The sequence below is a fragment of the Kaistia hirudinis genome (assembly GCF_014196455.1).
In the GTDB taxonomy this organism is placed as follows: Bacteria; Pseudomonadota; Alphaproteobacteria; order Rhizobiales; family Kaistiaceae; genus Kaistia; species Kaistia hirudinis.
On the sequence record NZ_JACIDS010000004.1, the window covers coordinates 689007 to 707633 of the forward strand.

Sequence of the window (18627 nt, forward strand, 5' to 3'; positions counted from 1 at the left end):
GGGCGTCCGGGCTGGCCGTCGGGCCGCAGCCGGTTGCGGCAACGAAGCCGAGTTGTCGCGTGTGCCGACCCTTATCGCGGCCGTCATGTAACCGACTGTGGCTCCATGCAGTCGCGGTTGCGGCCGCAGTCCCAAGCTCGCCTCAGGCGCCGCCCACGATCGTCCGACGATAAAGCGCCAGCAGGCGCGCCGGATCGACGTCGATGCAGATGGCGTGTGAGGGGCGGTCGTCCCAGGCTCCCGGGGGGAAGTTGTAGTCGTCGGGCTTCTGGATCGTCTGGCCGATCGCGAGCCCTTCGGTGACAACGCGGAGCGCGCCGCGGCGCGTTGCGAACAGGGTCGGGTCCAGCAGATAGGCGACGGCCGAGGAATCGTGGACGAACATGTTGGGCACGCCGGCCGCGTGATGGAAGGCCACGTAGAAGCGCGTGATGTCCCAGATGAACCGGCCGACTTCGCCGCCGTCTTTTGCCAGCGCCTGCAGATATTCGGTCGTCATCTGCGTGCGCTGCGTGACGTCGAGCCCGACCACCGTGATCGGCCAGGTGCCGCCGAACACTTCGTCGGCGGCCAGCGGATCGCCGTAGATATTGGCCTCGGCCACGGGCGTCACATTGCCGTGGAAGCCATTATAGCCGAACGCGCCGCCCATGATGATGATCTCGCGCACCAGGCCGACAATCGCCGGGTCCTCGCGGAGCGCGAGGGCGAGATTGGTCATCCGGCCGACCGCCACGATGGTGATCTCGCCCGGATTGGCCCGGACGGTGTCGATGATGAAGCGATGCGCGGGCCGCGGATCGGCCTCGCGCGTGATGCGCTCCGGCAGATCGATGTCGCCAAGGGCGTTGGCGCCATGGACGAATTCCGTCGGCGCCGGCACCGGGCCGACCAGCGGGGCCGCCGTGCCGCTGGCGACCGGCGCGTCGATGCCGAAGCGCTCCGTCAGGTAGAGCGCGTTCCACGTCGTCGTGGCGATCCGGCCATTGCCGAAGGTCGTCGTGACGCCCACGAGATCCACTTGCGGCGCGCGATGCAGGAAGAGGAGCGCCATCGCATCGTCGACGCCAGGGTCGGTGTCGAAGATGACCTTGATCTTATCCATCGAGAAGACGTCCTTTCTGTCCGCCGCGGGCAAGGCCGGGCGATGAAGCCGGGGATGGGGGATGGCGAGCGCGGCGAAGGCCTCAAGCGCGCGCGAGGAGCCGCTGGCGGCGGCGGGCATAGACGACGAGGGCGATCACCGGGACGATGTAGGGCACGGTCTGCATCAATTCGCTCGGCAGTCCTCTGCCCTGCAGCGCGACCGCGATCGCCTCGGCCGCGCCGAGAAGGAGCGACGCGAACATCGTTCCCGACGCGCTGCCATGCCCCATGACTTCGGCGGCCAGCGCGATGAAGCCGCGGCCGGCGCTCATATCCTGCGAGAACCAGCTGACATAACCCATGGAGAGGAACGCACCGCCGGTGCCGACGAAGGCGCCCGAGACGATCAGCGCCATGACCTGGACCCGCACGACGTTGATCCCCGCGATCGCCGCCGATTCCGGGCTCTCGCCGACGGCGCGAAGACGGAGGCCGAGCGGCGTGCGCGTCAGGAAGATGCCGACGCCGGGGACGGCGAGGAACGCGACATAGGTCAGGATATGATGGCCGGAGAGCAGCGTGCCGAGCAGCGGAATATCCGCGATCACCGGAATGGTCACCTTGGGCAGGACCTGGCTCGCCAGCGATCCCGACATGCCCTTGTCGCCGGTCATCAGGAACAGCAGCAAGGTCGTGCCGGCCGCCGCCGCGATATTGAGCGCGATGCCGGAGAGGATCAGGTCGGCCTTCAGGATATGGACCGCGCCGGCGAGCACCGCGCCAAGCAGTCCGCCGACGATGATCGCGCCGATGAGGCCGGCCGCCGCGCTGCCCGTCGCGGCGCTCGCGACGACGCCGACAAAGGCGCCCGACAGCATCATACCCTCGACGCCGATATTGAGAACGCCGGCCCGGTCCGAGATCAGCACGCCGAGCGCGGCGAGCAGGATCGGCGTCGTGACGCGCAGAATGGCGGGGACGAAGCTCAGAAGCCCGACGAAATCGATGTCGCTCATGCGGCGCTCCCTTCGGCGACCTTCGGTCCGGACGTCTTGTTCGCGGCGGCTTTCCGGCCGGTGATGAAGCGCAGCAGGCGCGGATTGCGCATGATGGCCGACGAGGTGACGACGAGCAGCACCAGCGCCTGGATCAACCCGACCGCTTCGCTCGGCACGTCGAAATTGCGCGAGATCAGATCGCCGCCCACCTGCAGATAGGACAGGAAGAGCGCCGCGGGGATCAGCAGGATCGGGTTGTCGCGCGCCAGGATGGCGACGACCACGCCGGTCCAGCCATTGCCGGGCAGCCCCTGCCAGGAGAAACGCTGATAGAGGCCGAGCATCTCGATGCCGCCCGCGCCGGCAGCGATCAATCCGCCGATCAATTGCGATCTGAGCAGAATCCAGCGGATCGGCAGGCCGAGATGGGCCGCGAAGGCGGGATTGAGGCCGACGATCCGGGATTCGAAGCCGGCGCGCGTCATGAAGAGATAGACGGTGCCGAGCAGGCAGCCGGCAACGGCGATGATCGTCCCGAGATGGATGCGTGTTCCCGCCACGAGGCGCGGCAGCCGGGCGTCATTCGGGATCTTGTAGGACACCATGGCGCCGGCCGTCGGATCGCGCAGGAAATAATTGACGATGAAGAGGCCGATGAAGAGCGCCGCAAAATTCAGCATCAGCGAGGAGACGAGCTCGGACGCATCGTAGCGCGCGCGCAGAAGCCCCGGCACCGCGCAGACGCTGGAGCCCACCACGGCGCCGACGGCGAGGCCGACCGGCGCCATCGCCCAGCCGGGCAGCGGAACGAGCAGCACGGTCGCGACCGTCGCGAGGCCGCCGAGGAAGAACGCGCCCTCGACGCCGAGATTGAACATGCCGGCGCGCAGCATGATCGCGACGGCGAGACCGCACATCATGCCGGGCGTCGCCATCTCGATGATGTTGCCGGTATGGCGCGGATTGCGGAACGGGCCGAGCACGAACATGTCGAGGACGGCGAGCGGATCCGGCATTTGCATCGCGATCGGGACGAGCACGATGCCGACGACGACCACCAGCAGGACCGCCGTGATGACGAAGGAAGCAAGGGCGGAGCGGATCATGCCGCGCTCTCCAGTCCGAGCATGGAGGGACCGAGCCGCTCCGGCGTCAGATCGGGGCCGTTCTCCATCCGCGCGACAATGCGGCCGGCATAGAGAACGACGATCCGGTCCGAGAGCGCGAGCAACTCGTCGAGATCGGCGGTGATGAGCAGGACAGCACAGCCTTTTTCGGCGAGCTCCGACAGCCGCTCATGCAGGAAGGCAGCGGCGGCGACATCGATGCCGCGCGTCGGCTGGTCGGCGATCAGGAAGCGCGGCTCCGTCGCGAATTCGCGCGCCGCGATGAGCTTTTGCGCATTGCCGCCGGACAGCGCCGCAAGCGGCGCCTTCGGACCGGGCGCGCGGACATTGTAGCGCTCGATCATCTGGACCGTCCGCGCCTCCATGGCGCGCCGTTTCAGGAACGGCCCCGACGAGAACGCCGCCAGACGGTGGGCGCCGGCGATTGCGTTCTCGACGAGCGACATCCGCTTCGAGCCGCCATCATGAAACCGGTCGGCCGGCAGGTGGGCGAGACCGCGCTGGCGCAGCGCCGCGGTGCCGAGCCCGGCGATCGAATGGCCGTCATAGGCGATGGCGCCGGCGCTCGGCTGAATGCGGCCCGTCAGCACGGAGACGAGACCGCGCTGCCCGCTGCCATCGACGCCCGCGACGCCCAGGATTTCGCCGGCATGGATCGCGAGGTCGAGGTCGTGCAGCCGGTCCGCCGCGTCGCGCGCGGCAAGCGAGACGTCCGCCAGCGTGACCGTCGCGGCGCCGGACACGCGGCCGCCGCGCTTCAGTTTCGGCCGCTCCGCCTGGCCCATGACGAGGCGCGCGATCGCATCGTCCTCGATCGCATCGAGCGGCGCATCGCCGACGAGCCGGCCGGCCCTCAGCACCGTAACGTGGCTCGCCAGCGCACGGACTTCGCGGAGCTTGTGCGAGATGAACAGGATAGTGAGCCCTGCCGCCCGCAGATCGCGCAGCCGCTCGAACAGTTCGTCCGTCTCGGGCGGCGTCAGAACGGCGGTAGGCTCGTCGAGGATCAGGACGCGCACATCGCGCGAAAGCGCCTTCAGGATCTCGACCTTCTGCTGCGCCGCTACCGAGAGCGTGCGGACGACGGCATCCGGATCGACCAGGAGATTGTAGCGCTGCGCGAGATCGACGACCCGCTGGCGCGCCGCCGCGCGGTCGATGAACGCCCCGCGACGCGGCTCCTGGCCGAGCACGATGTTCTCGGTCACGGACAGGGAGGGCACCAGCGAGAAATGCTGGTGCACCATGCCGATGCCCTGCCCGGCGGCAACGCGGGGCGACGTGATCGCCACCGCCTTGCCGTCGAGCAGCACCGCGCCCGACGAAGGCTGCTCGAGGCCGAACAGGATCTTCATCAGGGTCGACTTGCCCGCGCCATTCTCGCCGCAGATGGCGTGGATCACGCCCCCTGCGATCGAGAAAGACACATCGTCCAGCGCGAGCGTGCCATTGCCGTAGGTCTTCGAAATGCCGGCAAAGGCGACCAGAGGCGCGTTCGTCATCACCAGCGCTCAGGGACGGACGCTGTCGCGGAGCGCGTTCAGCTTGTCGGTATCGAGATTGAAGCCGGACGTCACCTTGATCGAGCCGTCGATGATCCCGGCCTTCGCCGCCGCGATCTTCTGCTTGAGCTCGGGCGAGGCCAGCTTCGCCATATTGCCGGTCTCGACAAGGCCGACCGAATCCTCCGCAAGGCCGATGGCCTCGACCTGGCCGACCGGCAGCTTGCCTTCGACATAGAGGTCATAGGCGCGGAGCATGCTGACATCGACCTTCTTGACCATCGAGCTCGCCACCCAGTCGGCCATGGCCGGATCGGTGTCCCGGAAGATCGCTTCCTGGTCGGAATTGACGCCGAGCGCCCATTTGCCGACTTCCTTCGCCGCAGCCAACTGGCCGAGGCCCGTCTGGCCGGCAACGTTGAAGCCGATCGCGGTGCCGGAACGATACTGCGCCAGCGCCAGTTCCTTGCCCTTCGCCGCATCGTCGAAGGTACCGGCATAGGAGATGGCGACCTTGATGTCCGGATTGACCGACTGCGCGCCCTCGATATAGCCCGCCAGGAAGTCGTTGATGCCGGGAATGTCCATGCCGCCGAGGAAGCCGATCGACGTGCCCTGGTCGGCCGGAATCGTGCCGTCCTTCAGAAGGCCCGCAGCGAGGATGCCCGCGAGGTAGGACCCTTCGTTCTGCTTGAAGGAGACCGCATAGACATTGCCGAGATTGCCCTGCGAATAGGGCACCACCGCATCGATGACGGCATAAGTCTTGTCCGGATGATTCGGCGCGACCTCGGCGATGATGTCCGAAATCTCATAGGTGCAGGCGAAGATCAGGTCCCAGTCCTGCTCCGATACGTCCTCGAAGGCCGGCTGCCACTTGGTCTGGTCGTTGCCCATCTCGAGGATCTTGGTCTCGACCGCATCGCCATACTTGGCCTTGATCGCCTGGATGCCGGCTGCGCCGAGGTCGAAATAGGATTTGTCGCCAAGCGTGCCATTGACGAGGAAGATGACCTTCTTCGGCTTGTCCGCCGCTTCGGCCGGACCGCTCAAAATTCCGAAGCCGAGCGTGGCAACGGCGCTGACACCGAGGAGAAGGGTCGCGAGACCCCGGCGGGTGATGTTCGACATGGTTCTCTCTGTTCCCTGATCAGACGAATTCTTCCCGCCCGGGATGGACAGGTCGATCCCCGGGCGAAACCCTGCGTGAAAGGAGGACGGTTGAGCGTCGCGGAGCGCTTTTCCGTGTACAGTTAAACGTTTTCCATTACCTTAGCCGGCAGCGTCGCGCCGTCAAGATCATTTGATGGGCGCGATCTGATGTGAAATCGGGCGACCGCCGATCCCGCGAACCGGTCTGGCCGCTGGACAGGCGCTACCGGGCCTGCAAGATCGGGTGAAGGAGCAGCAAGGCATGGCGACCATCAAGGATGTGGCGGCGCTGGCGGGTGTATCGATCGCCACGGTTTCGCACTATCTGAACAAGACGAAGGCGGTCAGCACGCCGACCGCCGAGCGGATCGGCAAGGCCATTGCGGAGCTCGATTATCGCAAGGACAGCCTCGCCGCCTGGTTCAAGACGGCCGAGGTGCCGGTCATTTTCCTGGCGACGGCGCCCGCCGACACATCCTTCTTCGACGATGTCTCCGCGGCGATCGAGGAGCGATTCGCCGATCGTGACTTGAACGTGCTGCGCGTGCAGATCGCGACGCTGGAGCGGATGCGGCAAGGTGGAGCGCTCGCCTCGTTCCTGCAGCGCGCGGCCGGCGTGGTCGTGCTCGGCCATTCGGACGGCTGGATCACCGACGAGGCAGGGCTCGCCGCCCAATTGCCGAGCGTGCTGCTCAACTGGGACCGGCCGGCCGATTTCCGCAAGCAGGGCGTCGTCGAGCATCTCGAACGCGGCGCCGACATGGCGCTCACCTATCTCGCCGAGCACGGCCATCGCGATATCGGGCTGATGACGGGCCCGATGCTGCAGCGCGCGCAAGGCCTGCTCGCCGGCACGCGGCAATCGGCAGAGAGACTCGGCCTCAATATCGATCCGCGCTGGACGGTCGAGACCAGCTATGCCTTTGGCGATGCCCGCGACAAGGCGCGGGCGATGCTGGAGCGCGGGCCGCGGCCGACGGCCATGTTCACCTTCGGCACCCAGTTCAGCTTCGGTGTGCTGCAGGCCGCCTATCAGCTCGGCATCGACGTTCCCGGCGAGCTTTCGGTGATCAGCTATATCGAGTGCAAGCAGACGGAATTCTGCGCGCCGCGCATGACCACCGTTTCCCCCTCGATCCCGCAGGTGGCCGCGCATGTCGTCGACCGCATCCTGGCCCTGATGGCGGGGCGAAATGTGCCGCTGGTTACCTCGCTGGGAATCGAGCTGATCGAGCGCGACAGCGTGCGCACACTGAACGCATAGGTTCTTGGGGATCGGAACGCCGCCGATCGCTCCGGCGGCGTCCGAACTGGGCCCGGCCGGTGAGGCGCCGACGCTACTTGCCGCGGATTTCGCGCAGCCGCTCGTCGAGATAGCTGCCGGCCGTATAGCGCTCGGAAAGGACAACGTCGGGCCGCGGCTGCAGGAAGAGCGGCAGCGAAACGCGCGAGCGCCGTGCGCCGGCGCCGGAGGGGTTCACCACGCGATGGGTGGTGGATTTATAGTATCCGCCCGAGGCCTCCTGCAGCATGTCGCCGACATTGATCACCAGCGAGCCGAAGTCGGACGGGACGTCGGCCCATTCGCCGGTCTTGGTCAGAAGCTGCAGGCCGCGCTCGTTCGAAGCCGGAAGGACCGTGAGGAGGTTGATATCCTCATGCGCGGCGGCGCGAACCGCGCCCGGCTCCTCCTCACCGGTGAGCGGGGGATAGCGCAGCACGCGCAGCAGCGTGTCCGGGCTGCCCTCGATCATGCTGGCGAGCGGCATCGAGAAGCCGGCGCTGACCTCGGGTGGCGTATGTGCTTCGACCCAGGACAGGATCTCGCCGGCCAGCGTGCTCGCCAGATCATAGTAGCGGCGGGCGGCGTCCGACACTTCGGCCGGATAGCGGCCCCACGGGAAGATATGGAAGAACTCCTTGAGATCGCGCTTGGAATTGCCCTTGGCGATCTCGGAGACGGACGGCGAGAAGAAGCCGTCATGCCGGTCCGGTCCGGAGGCATAGGCATATTTCGCCTCGCCATCGAAGAAGCCGAGCCATTCGGCATAGACCTGCTCGACCAGCGCCTGCGGGATCGGATGATCACGGATCACGCCAAAGCCGGTTTGCCGCAGCGATTCCGTGAAAAGCGCCGGAGCCGCCGGATCCCGATAGGACACCGCCACGACCCCGCTCTCAGCCCCCAGGTTCACCGCACCCATATCGAGATCTCCATGGTAATCGTTTAACCGACCGTAGCATCCGCCTTTTCCTGGAGTTTGCAAGGGCGCCACACGCCTGCAGCCCGCTTGGGCAGTCCGATTCCATACAATCTGAAAGTGTATCGCGCTCTAACCCGATTCCGCTTTGCGCCAGATCAATCTTCCCAAGCATTTTCCCAGATGGCATGTCGGCGCGAAGTGGAGAATTCAATATTCCGGAAAATTATCTACAACAGGGAGGAGGCAAAATCTCGCCGGCAGGAAGAGGAAGGGTGTAGCCGACGCGCGACATAGCGTCCCAAGGTCGGCAATGGTCTCTTCGGTACAGTAAACAGTGATATGATAGCAAATACTCGGGCCTTGGGGGGGGCTAGTATGCAAGATCAGGAGGCGACCGCAGTCGCCGAAATGGGCATCGCTTCGGAATCGCATTGGGTTCTGCCGAGCGGCCTTGGAAGCTTCGATCTATCGCCAGAGGCGGCGCAGTTACCGGAGAGCGTGGGCTCGATAAGCTACCATCAGTTCTCGCTTCGTCCCGGACTGGAAGTCTACAAATATGCGGCGACGATCCGCTCGCCAGTCACGATGCGCTATTCCGTCCTAACGGGGCAGCCTTATCTTTGGCTCGCCGTCAATTCGAGAGGGAACAGCGGCTATCGGCACGGGGATTCCCTGCATGATGGCGTTGTTCCGAACATGATGTACTGCGCCTTGCTTCGGGAATCCGTCAGCCATCTGGACTATCCACCATCGTATCATCAGACGGCGGGGATGGCCGTATCGCCGGAGCGGCTGCGAGACATGCTGCAGGGGCAACGGCTCTGGGGGCCCATCGATGAATTCCTTGACGGCCGCTTTGATCCCAGGGTCATGGCGTCCCGCCCCACGACCGCACAATCGCTTATCGCCGAACAGATCGACAGGCATCCCTATCACGGTGCGATGGCTGCGGTCTTCCTCGAGGCCAAGGCGTTCGAACTATTGGCGGAGACGCTGCGAACCCTGATCGACAACGACGGCTCTTCGCACTCTTGGCGGGGGCGGCGTCAGGCTCTGGCCGCCCGCGACATCATGATGGCCGACCCTGCGAATCCACCCCGGATCGAGGACGTGGCGCGGCAGGTTGGTCTCTCTCAGCGGCGGCTCAATGATGTGTTCCGGGAAGTCTTCGGAGCGCCTCCATTGCAATGCCTCGTGCAGTGGCGCCTGGATTTGGGGCGTCAGCTTCTGGCGGGCGGGGAGGCGAGCGTCAAGGAAGTTGCAGGGCGGCTGGGTTATGCTCATGCGAGCAACTTCTCGCTGGCCTTCACCCGACGCTTTGGCCGTCCGCCAACAGGGGTCTCAGGTGTCGCGTCGTTCCATGATGACGAAAGCGCATAGTCGTTCCGCGAATCCCCATATTGGGATCACGTTGGAACAGCCCGAACCATTCTCTATGTTGTGAACATGTAGAACGACAGAGACGGCCGGGATTTGTCTGAATCAACCATAGATAGTTTACATACTAATATGCATCTACGAAATCGAGCGAGAATTATTTTGAGAATTGAATATTATGAGTAGTATTAAATGATTTATTCTCAAATAGAATTAAAGGAAATTTTCGTTTTTTTGTCGACTATGGAATCTGACGGATCCATTGTTTTCGAGAAGGTTCCTGCAAGACAGGCCTGGGTCAGGTCTTAAGGACTAATCGCCGGTGATTTTGGAGGATGAAGAGGGTGGGCATGCTTTCCAGAGTGGGTATCCTCACGCTCGTCGCGACGAGTGTTCTGTCGGTGCCGGCATGGGCGCAGTCGGTGCGAGAGCCGATCGTCGGTGACGATGCGGCCAAGGAAAGCGATACGGAGCTGGCGAAGAAGATCCAGAATCCGGTCGGCGACCTCATCAGTCTGCCGTTCCAATACAATGCGAATTTCGGCTACGGACCGAACAAGGGAACGCAAAGCGTTCTCAATATTCAGCCGGTCGTTCCCCTGCACCTCAACGAGGACTGGAACGTCATTACGAGGACGATCCTGCCGGTCGTCTGGAACCCCGACATGGCACCGCAGGCCGGCGCGACGTCCGGAACGGCCCCAACCTCGTTCACGGCTTTCCTTTCGCCCAGTCGCGACACCAATGGCTGGCTCTGGGGCGCGGGCATCGTGGTTCAGGCTCCCACGATCAGCAATGTCGCCCTTGGTTCGACGGTGTGGGGCTCAGGCCCGAGCGCCGTCCTGGTCTATTCCGGCGGCCCATGGGTCGCGGGTGCGCTCGTCAACAATATCTGGTCGTTCGGCGGAACGGGCGGTGCTTCGGGAACGAGCTACAGCACGTTCCTCGCCAACCCGTTTGTATCTTACAACTTCGACGATGGCTGGTACGCCTTTTCCTCGCCCAACGTAACGGCGAACTGGAAGCTCGACGGACAGAAGTGGACGGTTCCCGTCGGAGGCGGCGCCGGCCGGGTGTTCCATATCGGCAGCCAGCCGGTCGATATCTCGCTCAGCGCCTATTACAACATGGTCAAACCACAGGACGGGGCGGACTGGCAGCTCAGCTCGCAGCTCACCCTTGCCTTCTAGCTGTCCGACCCACGTTTCGAAAAGCAGGCTTCCTGCAGGCACGGCTCGACGAGAGCGTCCTCGGATGTGGCCACGCGATCCGGCCTGCGCGGCGTGCCGATTGGCCCGGGATCGGGCAGTGTTCTTCACGAAATCCCCATTCGAGACGCCGCTGTCGCTGCCCGTTCCGCGGGAACAGGCCTGTTCCCGCCGGCGGTGTCTCCATGAAATGCGCGCGTCGGCGCGCTGGCGGCGAGAGGAGCAGCCCAAATGTGCATCGGGTGTCACTGGGCCATCTTCCGGGACTATTTCCCGGCTGCGTCCACGTCGAATGCGGGCGGGCTGACGCGCCGCCAGGCTCTGCGGGGCGGGGCGGTATTCGCCGTCTCGGCCGTTGCCGCCGCCGGCGCGGTGCCGTCCTTCGTCGCCGAGGCCGTCGCGGCCGAGGACGGTGAGGCCGACATCGTCTTCAGGAACGGTCCCGTCTACACGGTCGATGGCGCCAAGCCCTGGGCGCGCGCCGTCGCGGTCAAGGGAAAGCGCATCGCTTATGTCGGCGACGAGGCCGGTGTCGCGGCTCTCGTCGGCCCGAAGACCCGCGTCGTCGATATCGCCGGCAAGATGCTGATGCCCGGCTTCGTCGAGGGCCACACCCATCCCCTCGTCGGGGCCGCGCTCACCCGGGGTGTCGATCTTCAATTCGACACCCGCGCGGAAATCCTCGCCGCGCTCCGTGCCTATCGCGACAAGCTCGGACCGGTCGACATCGTCCGCGGCTTCGGCTGGCGTTACAACGCCTTTCCATCGGCCGGCCCGCGCAAGGAAGACCTCGACGCGATCTGGCCCGATACCCCCGTGATTCTTGTCGGCATTGACGGGCACGGCGCCTGGGTCAACTCGCAGGCCCTCGCGCTCGCTGGTGTCACCAAGGACACGAAGGATCCGATACCGGGCTTCAGCTATTTCCAGCGCGACCCGGCGACGGGCGAGCCGACCGGCTTTCTCGCCGAGCCGCCCGTCATGCTGCAGGTGAATAACGCGGTCGAACCCTTCAGCCTCGACTATGTGGGCGATGCGCTCGCGGAGTGGTTTCCCAAAGCCGCGGCCGCCGGGATCACGACCCTGTTCGACGCCGGTATCCAGGTTCTCCCCGATCCGGAGGGGTTTGCTCTCTATACGCGCTTCGAGCGGGCTGGAAAGCTGCCGTTCCGGGTGATCGGGTCCTATTACCACAACAACCGGGCCATCGATCCCCTGCCGGTCATCAAGGCATTGCGGCGCGAGTTCCAGTCCGAGCTGGTCAAGGCGTCGGTGCTGAAGCTCAACATGGACGGCGGCGACAATGCTCACACGGGCGTGTTTCTGGCCCCTTATGCCGACCGGCCCGACACGAGCGGCGAGCCGCTGCTTTCCCCGGAACTTCTGGCAGATATCGTCAAGCGCGCCGATGCCGAGGACATCGACATTCATGTCCACAGCATCGGCGATCGGGCGACGCGGCTCACGCTCGATGCGGTCGAGGGGGCGATCAAGGCCAACCCGCCGCGCGATCGCCGCCACGCCATCGCCCATCTGACGCTGGTCGATCCGCAGGACGAGCCGCGCTTTGCCGAACTCGGCGTCATCGCGCAGTTCTCGGCGCAATGGGCGGTCGCCGATCAGCCCTGGCAGGTGGTTACGCGGACGCGTCTCGGTCCCGAACGGGCCGACAATGTCTATCGGATCGGATCGATCCAGCGCCAAGGCGGCGTCTTGTCCTTCGGCGCCGATTGGCCGGCCGCCAATTCCTACAGCACCTACAAGCCGCTCGACGCGATCGAGATCGCGACAACCCGGCGCGAGCTCGACAAGCCGCAAGGACCGCAACTGCCGCCCTTCGACGAGGTGATCCCCCTCGACGTGGCCTTGCGGGCGGCAACGATCGGCGCGGCCTATCAAATCCGGATGGACAGCGATGTCGGATCGATTGAGGCCGGCAAGCTGGCCGACCTCATCGTTCTCGAAAGGAACCTGTTCGAGGCTGCCCCTCAAAACATCCACAAGACCAGGGTCCTGATGACGGTCATGAACGGCAAGATCACGCATGAGGCGCGTGCCTGAAATCGGTGCCGCCAGCCTCGTCCACGCAATAGATTTAACTAGTCAATCAAGGAGTAGCGACGATGTGCATCGGGTGCCACTGGGCCATCTTTCGGGACTATTTCCCGAATGCTTCGGCGTCGAATGCGGGCGGGCTGACGCGCCGCCAGGCTCTGCGGGGCGGGGCGTTATTCGCCGCCTCGGCCGTTGCCGCCGCCGGCGCGGTGCCGTCCTTCGTCGCCGAGGCCGTCGCGGCCGAGAACGGTGAGGCCGATATCGTCTTCAGGAACGGTCCCGTCTACACGGTAGATGGCGCCAAGCCCTGGGCGCGCGCCGTCGCGGTGAAGGGAAAGCGCATCGCCTATGTCGGCGACGAGGCGGGTGCCGCGGCCTTCATTGGGCCGAAGACCCGCGTCGTCGATCTCGCCGGCAAGATGCTGCTGCCCGGCTTTGTCGAGGGCCACATCCATCCGCTCGTGGGTGCGACCATCACGCGCGGCGTGGACCTGCAGCTGAGCACGCGCGAGGAAATCCTCGCCGCGCTCCGCGCCTATCGCGACCGGATCGGGCAGGCCGATATCATCCGCGGCTTCGGCTGGCGCTATTTCGCGTTCCCGGCGACCGGTCCGCGCAAGGAGGATCTCGACGCGATCTGGCCGGATGTGCCGGTGATCCTGCTTGCCATCGACGGGCATTGCGGCTGGGTCAATTCGCAGGCCCTGGCACTCGCCGGCGTGACCAAGGACACGAAGGATCCGATACCGGGCTTCAGCTATTTCGAGCGCGATCCGAAGACAGGGGAGCCGACCGGCTATCTGGTCGAGGTCCCGGCGATCATCCAGGTCAACAACGCCGTCGAGCCGTTCAGCAAGGATTACGTCGCCGCCTCGCTTCGCGAATGGCTGCCGAACGCGTCTGCCGCTGGCATCACCGCCGTCTTCGATGCCGGCATGCAGGTGATGCCTGAGACGGAGGGATACGACATCTACATGAAGGCGGAGCGGGACGGAAAGCTGCCCTTCCGCGTGGTCGGCTGCTACTACCACAACAATCCGGCCGTCGATCCGGTGCCGGTGATCCAGGCCTTGCGGCGCCAGTTCCAGTCTGAGCTGGTCAAGGCGTCGGTGCTGAAGCTGAACATCGATGGCGGCGACGCGCAGTACACCGCCGCCATGCTCGCTCCCTATTCCGACAAGCCGGAGACAAGCGGCGACACCTTGCTGCCGACCGACATCTTTGCCGACATTATCCGGCGTGCCGATCGGGAGGGGATCGACATCCACATCCATTCCTATGCTGACCGCGCCACCCGCCTGTCGCTCGATGCCTTCGAAGCGGCGATCAAGGCCAATCCGCCGCGCGACCGCCGCAATGCGCTGGCCCATCTGATCCTGATCGATCCGGCGGACACGACGCGGTTCGGCAAGCTCGGTGTTGTCGGGCAATTCTCGGCGCAATGGGCCGTGCCCGATCAGCAATGGCGCGATGTCACGAACGCGCGCTGGGGCGAAGCCCGCTGCAACGCGCTCTACAGCATGAAGTCGATCCTCGACCATGGCGGCATGCTCTCATTCGGTACCGACTGGCCGGCTGCCGGCTTCTCCAGCACCTATCGTCCGCTCGACGCGATCGAATCCGCGATCACGCGTCGCGAACTCGATAAGCCAGACGGCCCGCAACTGGCGCCGGCGGGTGAGGCGGTTACTCTGGAGGAAGCGTTGCGGGCCAGCACGCTCGGGCCGGCCTGGCAGATCGGCATGGAGCGGGAGATCGGCTCGATCGAGACCGGCAAGCTCGCGGACCTCGTGGTGCTCGAACGCAACCTGTTCGAGATCGCGCCTCAGGACATCCACAGCACGAGGGTCGCGATGACGGTGATGAACGGCAAGGTGACCCACGAGGCGAAGGCCTGAGTTCCGCAGCTATCGGGAGCGTTCGGAGAGCCGCTCGCTGTAACTGGCGGCGGCTATCCGTTCGCGTCCGATGCGGACGTTGATGGATTCTTGTTGTCCCGGGGCAGGCATGCCGAGCCGAGATGAAGGGCGCTGCGGCACCTTCTTGCCGTCGGACGGGTCAAGCCACTCCGCACTCGGTCGACGATTTCATGCCAGTCGGACGACCATTGGGCGGCAATTGGGGTGACGGAGGCGCGTTGGCGCAAAGCTCCGGCGGATACGCAGTTGGCCCGTTCGGAGATCGGGCCAGCCGCCGGCAACATTGCGCGTGGCCAGGATCGTCGGGCTCGAAACGTCCGGTCAGTCGTCGCGCCACGACCCGCCACGACATCCTTGGGTATCTGCGCTCGACTACGATGGAATGCCCAGGACCGCCTGCCGGACGCGGGCGAGATGGCGGTTGCGTTTGGCCATGCTCACCGAATCCATCTTGTAGAGCGCCAGGAAGCTCGTCCGGCAGCGCATATGGCAGACCGATCTGAACCCACGCAGCAGCGTCCTCCGACCCGGCTGTCCCATGACCCAACTCACCAGCGGCGTCGCACCGCAGGTCGTCAGTACCATCAGCCGCCGGATATTCGTGAGATTCGGGCGTGATCCCCGATGCGCGGTCGGCATCTTGAAGGCAAAGCCGGGGACCATGACCCGCTCCAGCCAGCCCTTGAGCATGGCCGGCAGGCCATACCACCAGGTCGGATAGACGAAAACCACCATTTCCGCCCAGAGCAGACGAGCGGCATGCTCTGCGAAAGGCAACAGATTCGTCGCCTCGTCGTGATAGCCGCGCCGTTCCGCGTCGCTCATGACGGGGTCGAACTTTTCGCCATAGAGATCGATCTCGTGGCAGGCGTGATTTCCCTCGTGAAGCGCCGCGACGACCACATCACGGACGGCGGCGGTGAAGCTGTCCGCGCAAGGATGGCAATAAACGACGAGGACGTTCACGACGACGCGCCGTCCTTTGCCACGGCTCCGGCGTCGGACGCGGTACCGTGATAGTCTTCCACGGCTAGGGCCGTATCGAAATATTCGCGCCAACTCAGGATTTTGCCGTCCTCGAGGTCGACGAGGATCGCGTCGGGCGTCGAACTTCGCGCTCCGTCCCGTCGTCGTGTCACCGTCCAAAGCCACTCGAGGGCGAGTTTGCTGCCGTCGGTCGAAGCGAAGGCGTTGGTGATCGTCACGTCGAGATCGCCATATTCGGAATGAAAGCGGCGTATGGTTTCCGGCAGCGCCGCATAGGGCACGCGATTGCCGGGCGCGGTGAGCACGCCATCGGGATGCCAGTCGGCGCTGGCGGCGCTGAAATCGCCGGTCTTCCAGGCATTCGCCTGGCGCTCCAGCATCGCCATCAGGCCGTCCGCATCATTGAACGCACGCTCGCTCACAGTACCGTTCCTCCCAGGCCCAAGCCGATCCGCGCGGCGATCGCCGCGATCCAGAAGAAGAGTGCACCGCCGATCAGACTGCGCTCCACGGCGGTCAGACGCTCGCGCCCCGGATGGAGCTGCGTTCGGTCCGCCGAGCCGGTGAAGCCGCGTGCCTGGAGCGCGATTTCCATCAGCTGCGCCTTGGCGAGACACCCGGTGATCAGCGGCACAAGCATCCGCCCCATGGCCAGGAGCTTGCGCGGGATGCCGAAGCTGTCGAGATCGATGCCTCTCAGGCGCTGGGCGTCCTTGATCGACTGGAACTCCTCCAGGAGCAGAGGCACGAAACGAAATGTGGTCGAGAACAGCAGCGCGACACGGTAGGGCACGCGGAGCCGCGTGAGGCCCAGAACGATGTCGTTGGGTTCCGTCGTTGAAAATGCGAGCTGGAAAGCGAGCAGTGGCACCAGAATGCGGCAACCGACGACGAGCCCGAAGACGAGCCCCTCCACCGTGAACACATGCGCGCCACCGACGAATGGAACGGTGGCCGGCACCGTGAAGACGGGGTGAATGCCATAGGGGCTCCACAGGCCCTGGATCACGCAGATCAGAGCCAGGGCAGGCAGAGTCAGCCGGACGAGCCGCCAGAGCGTCGCGGCAGGGGTTCTCGCCGCCAGCATCAGCGCAACGACCGTCGCCAGAAGCAGCGCCTGGGCGAAGAGGTTGTTCCAGACGAAGATCAGCGTGCTCGCGAGCAGAAGCCCGACCAGCTTCACGCGGAAATCCAGGGCGGCGAAGCGGCTCGGCGAAAGCTGGACAAGGGTATCCGTCATCGTCATGCGACGCCTCTGACCGGAGAGACGACCAGCGAAGCGAGGGCTGCGGGTGACAAGGGCCGCCGCCCCGGCAGGGTGAGGCTCTCGATCGTCGAGGCGAAGCTGACGGTCTGAGGCGGCGTCAGCGAAGCCGCTTCCAGCGTCGGTCCTGCGTAGAGAACGTCGGCAAGCGGACCGTCGAGCACAACGCGGCCCTGCGCCATGACGACGAGGCGCTGCGCATATCCGGCAAGGAGATAGAGGTGGTGCGTCACCAGAAGGACTGTCTTGCCGAGACCGTTCAGCCGACGGCAGATGTCAAGGATCGCCAGGGCCCCGCGCCAATCCTGCCCCGTGGTCGGCTCGTCGAAGACGAGCATGTCCGGACCGGAGGCCAGCGTGGCGGCGATCGCGACGCGCAGCCTGTCGCCCCGGCTCAGTGCGGCTGGATGGCGGTCGGCCAGGTCGACGAGCTGCAGCGCGGTGAGCGCGTAGTGAACTGCAGCATCGATCTCCCCCTTTGGTCGCTTCATGAGTTTCAGGGCGAAGGACACTTCCTCCCGGACGCTCTCGCAGAAGAGCTGCTGGTGCGCGTTCTGCGCGACGTAACCGATGCGTCTGGCGAGTTCGCTGATCTTGAGACCGGCGACGTCGGAACCATCGACGCGCACCGTGCCGGCTGTCGGACTGAGCAGATGCAGGAAATGCTTGATCAAGGTGGACTTGCCGCAGCCGTTGCGGCCAGCCAAGGCGACGAACTCGCCACGCCGGATCGCGAGGTCCACGCCACGCAATGCGGCCGTGCCGTCGGGATAGACATGCGAGACACCATCGGCTTCCAGCACCGGCGCGCCATGCCGGACTGGACGATCCGCCTCGGGATCGCCCGCTGCCGTGAAGTCGGGACGCAGCGCCGCAAACGCGGCGGGCGCGGCCTCCACCGTGACCGGCGCCGCAGGGCGAACCGAGGGAGCGAGCCGCTCCGCAACGGCCGCGAAGGCCTGCGCGATGTCGGGCGGCCTCACATTGTTTTCGCGCAGCAGCTCGACGTCGCCCAGCACGGCCTCGGGCGTGCCATCGCGAACGATCCGGCCTCCCGACAGGAGCAGGATGCGGGTCGCCGCCGCCGCCAGTTCCTCGCTCGCGTGGGTCGCGACGATGATGGTGATGCCGCGCTCGCGGTTGAGGCGGCGCAACAACGCGAAGACATCGCGCGTGCCGACGGGATCGAGCTGGGACGTCGGCTCGTCGAGGACGATGAGATCGGGTGAGAGGGCGAGCGCCGCGGCGATGGCGAGACGCTGTTTCTGCCCTCCCGACAGGCGGGCCGGGTGCTTTCGCTCCAGCCCGGCAAGCCCGACCGCGCGCAGGGCTTCATCGACGCGCACCCGCATGTCCGTCGTCGGAACGCGCAGATTCTCGAGGGCGAAGGCGACCTCGCCTTCCACGGTCGTCGCGGTGATCTGGGTCTCGGGGTCTTCAAAGACCATGCCGACGAAGGCCGCGAGCTTGTTCGTCTCCGTCTCCAGCGTGTCGAGACCGCCGATCCGTACCGATCCGAAGAAGGTGCCGCCGAAGAACTGCGGGACGATGCCGTTCAGCGTCATGCAGAGGGTCGACTTGCCGGCTCCGGTTGCTCCGATCATGCCGACGAACTCGCCGGACGATATCGTCAGGTCGAGGCCATCGAGCGTCCTCCCCTCGACCCCGGGATAGGCGTAGGCCACGTGATCGAAGGAGACGACCGGCGCAAGCCGCCCGTCTCCCAGCCCGCTGTTCACATCCAGCAT

The 18627-nt window shown here is 65.3% G+C and carries 15 protein-coding genes; 5 read left to right on the forward strand and 10 right to left on the reverse strand.

Annotated elements, in window-relative coordinates; all coding sequences use genetic code 11:
- Window positions 1–142: 142 nt before the first annotated feature.
- The 5 genes from GGR25_RS17965 to GGR25_RS17985 form a co-directional block, all read right to left on the reverse strand.
- Window positions 143–1105: a nucleoside hydrolase gene (locus GGR25_RS17965; protein WP_183400187.1), complete on the reverse strand. Its 963-nt coding sequence runs from the start codon at window positions 1103–1105 to the stop codon at window positions 143–145.
- A gap of 82 nt (window positions 1106–1187) precedes the next feature.
- Window positions 1188–2102: an ABC transporter permease gene (locus GGR25_RS17970; protein WP_183400188.1), complete on the reverse strand. Its 915-nt coding sequence runs from the start codon at window positions 2100–2102 to the stop codon at window positions 1188–1190.
- Complete coding sequence (locus tag GGR25_RS17975; protein WP_183400189.1) at window positions 2099–3190, reverse strand: ABC transporter permease; 1092 nt, start codon at window positions 3188–3190, stop codon at window positions 2099–2101. The genes GGR25_RS17970 and GGR25_RS17975 overlap by 4 nt, the downstream gene beginning before the upstream one ends.
- Complete coding sequence (locus tag GGR25_RS17980; RefSeq protein WP_183400190.1) at window positions 3187–4713, reverse strand: ABC transporter ATP-binding protein; 1527 nt, start codon at window positions 4711–4713, stop codon at window positions 3187–3189. Before GGR25_RS17980 ends, GGR25_RS17975 begins: the two co-directional genes overlap by 4 nt.
- 9 nt (window positions 4714–4722) lie before the next feature.
- The gene (locus GGR25_RS17985) at window positions 4723–5844 is read right to left on the reverse strand and encodes a BMP family lipoprotein (RefSeq protein WP_183400191.1); all 1122 of its coding nucleotides are present in this window, start codon (window positions 5842–5844) and stop codon (window positions 4723–4725) included.
- A 283-nt stretch (window positions 5845–6127) separates the two neighbouring features.
- Here GGR25_RS17985 and GGR25_RS17990 point away from each other — a divergent pair, with 283 nt between their 5' ends.
- Window positions 6128–7129, forward strand: a complete 1002-nt coding sequence (locus GGR25_RS17990) for a LacI family DNA-binding transcriptional regulator (RefSeq protein WP_183400192.1) — start codon at window positions 6128–6130, stop codon at window positions 7127–7129.
- Between the two features lie 73 nt (window positions 7130–7202).
- Here the strand turns inward: GGR25_RS17990 and GGR25_RS17995 are convergent, their stop codons facing one another.
- Complete coding sequence (locus GGR25_RS17995; protein ID WP_183400193.1) at window positions 7203–8069, reverse strand: isopenicillin N synthase family dioxygenase; 867 nt, start codon at window positions 8067–8069, stop codon at window positions 7203–7205.
- A gap of 375 nt (window positions 8070–8444) precedes the next feature.
- Here GGR25_RS17995 and GGR25_RS18000 point away from each other — a divergent pair, with 375 nt between their 5' ends.
- The 4 genes from GGR25_RS18000 to GGR25_RS18015 all read left to right on the forward strand — a co-directional run bounded on the left by GGR25_RS18000 (window position 8445) and on the right by GGR25_RS18015 (window position 14607).
- On the forward strand, window positions 8445–9449 hold the full coding sequence (locus GGR25_RS18000; RefSeq protein ID WP_183400194.1) for a helix-turn-helix domain-containing protein: 1005 nt from the start codon (window positions 8445–8447) through the stop codon (window positions 9447–9449).
- Between the two features lie 341 nt (window positions 9450–9790).
- Window positions 9791–10636: a neuromedin U gene (locus GGR25_RS18005; RefSeq protein ID WP_183400195.1), complete on the forward strand. Its 846-nt coding sequence runs from the start codon at window positions 9791–9793 to the stop codon at window positions 10634–10636.
- Between the two features lie 249 nt (window positions 10637–10885).
- Window positions 10886–12715: an amidohydrolase gene (locus tag GGR25_RS18010; protein ID WP_183400196.1), complete on the forward strand. Its 1830-nt coding sequence runs from the start codon at window positions 10886–10888 to the stop codon at window positions 12713–12715.
- Window positions 12716–12777: 62 nt separating this feature from the next.
- Window positions 12778–14607 carry an amidohydrolase gene (locus tag GGR25_RS18015; protein WP_183400197.1) on the forward strand — a complete coding sequence of 610 codons (1830 nt, stop codon included), beginning with the start codon at window positions 12778–12780 and terminating at the stop codon, window positions 14605–14607.
- 393 nt (window positions 14608–15000) lie between these two features.
- On the opposite strand, the gene GGR25_RS18020 is transcribed toward GGR25_RS18015, so the two are convergent.
- Genes GGR25_RS18020 through GGR25_RS18035 form a run of 4 tightly spaced genes read right to left on the reverse strand, consistent with a single transcriptional unit; the run spans window position 15001 to window position 18627 of the window.
- Window positions 15001–15594: an NAD(P)H-dependent oxidoreductase gene (locus GGR25_RS18020; protein ID WP_183400198.1), complete on the reverse strand. Its 594-nt coding sequence runs from the start codon at window positions 15592–15594 to the stop codon at window positions 15001–15003.
- Window positions 15591–16037 (reverse strand): nuclear transport factor 2 family protein, encoded by a 447-nt coding sequence (locus GGR25_RS18025; protein ID WP_343068107.1) that lies wholly within the window; start codon window positions 16035–16037, stop codon window positions 15591–15593. The genes GGR25_RS18020 and GGR25_RS18025 overlap by 4 nt, the downstream gene beginning before the upstream one ends.
- A complete protein-coding gene (locus tag GGR25_RS18030) occupies window positions 16034–16798 on the reverse strand; it encodes an energy-coupling factor transporter transmembrane component T family protein (protein WP_343068108.1) in 765 nt (254 codons plus the stop codon). Before GGR25_RS18030 ends, GGR25_RS18025 begins: the two co-directional genes overlap by 4 nt.
- Before the next feature lie 59 nt (window positions 16799–16857).
- Entirely contained in the window at window positions 16858–18627 is a 1770-nt protein-coding gene (locus tag GGR25_RS18035; RefSeq protein WP_183400200.1) for an ABC transporter ATP-binding protein, read from the reverse strand.